The organism is Arthrospira sp. PCC 8006, from assembly GCF_046480465.1.
Lineage (GTDB): Bacteria > Cyanobacteriota > Cyanobacteriia > Cyanobacteriales > Microcoleaceae > Limnospira > Limnospira platensis.
The window spans coordinates 1-1,203 of sequence record NZ_PKGG01000464.1 but is presented as its reverse complement, the minus strand read 5'-3'; the positions used below and the strand labels follow the sequence as shown (position 1 = coordinate 1,203).

Annotated in this window: 1 protein-coding gene and 1 pseudogene; both read left to right on the top strand. The window is 49.1% G+C overall.

The genetic code is table 11. The features are described from left to right. A partial coding sequence (locus tag B9T16_RS28795; protein WP_410246402.1) for a GUN4 domain-containing protein occupies window positions 1–830 on the top strand: 830 nt, incomplete at its 5' end. Between the two features lie 202 nt (window positions 831–1,032). After that, window positions 1,033–1,203: pseudogene (locus tag B9T16_RS28790) on the top strand (GUN4 domain-containing protein); the annotation flags it as partial.

The following is a 1,203-nucleotide window of genomic DNA, read 5'->3' as shown; positions in this document are numbered from 1 at the left end:
AAGCGATCGCCTCWCAATCCCAATCCCAGAATGAAGCGATCGCATCTCAACTCCAATCCCAGAATAAAGCGATCGCATCTCAACTACAGTCGCTACCACGGCTAGAATCTCAGATAGAAGCGATCGCATCTCAACTAAAATCCCAGAATGAAGCGATCGCATCTCAACTCCAATCCCAGAATGAAGCGATCCCATCTCAATCCCAATCACGGCTAGAATCGCAGAATGAAGCGATCCCATCTCAATCCCAATCACGGCTAGAATCTCTGGTCAAAGCGATCGCATCTCGACCTAAGCCGATAGGTGAACCACAAGTGCAAGAAACTCCCATCGTGTCTTCATCTTCTGGTTTTGATTATACCCAACTCAACAGATTATTGAAATCAGGCCAGTGGAAAGCTGCCGACCAAGAAACGGCTAAGATGATGTTAGCGGTGGCCCGACAAACCCAACGGGGATATTTATACGAGGATGATATCAAAAACTTTCCTTGCGAGGATTTGCGAATCATCGATGGTCTTTGGGTTAAACACAGTAACGGACACTTCGGGTTTAGTGTCCAGAAGCAAATTTACATCAATTGTGGAGGAAAGCCCGATGGTCGCTATCCAGGTGATACAATCGTATATCGGTTTGCAGACGAGGTAGGATGGCGAGTGGGTGGGTCGTGGAGACAGTGGAAAGATTATACGTTTTCCCCAAGAGCAGCCAAGGAGGGCCATCTCCCGGCCCTAGGGAGATTGGGTGGTTGGGTTGGGTCGTCGCAAAACTACATCCTGGGTCAAACATACTCTTCTCTCGCGCACAGACTTGTAACCTGTAGTAAATAACCACTTCAGGCAGTTGTCAAGTTCTTGTTTTCGGCAACTTTTTCACGCAAACATGGGCTTTTCCAGGCGGGGGAAGTTACCGTGGAGAGTAAAGAAACCGGGTTTCCGTGGACTAGGTAGGAGCCTGCCCTCACTGTGGGTTATAATACCAAAATAGCCGGGTTTCCCCCCGCCCGGTGGCGGCGATTTATCGGGGTTGAGAATGATGGCGAAATGTCCCGTTTGTGAAACGGAATATACACCAAATGAGGTCGAAACCTGTTCGGTGTGTGGTTATGACCTGACACCCTATCCCCCTATAATTGGTGGGATACCGTCGGGGTTTTTGGAGAAGGAGAAAAAACGCATTGCGGCNGCCAAGCGGGTTTNGCAA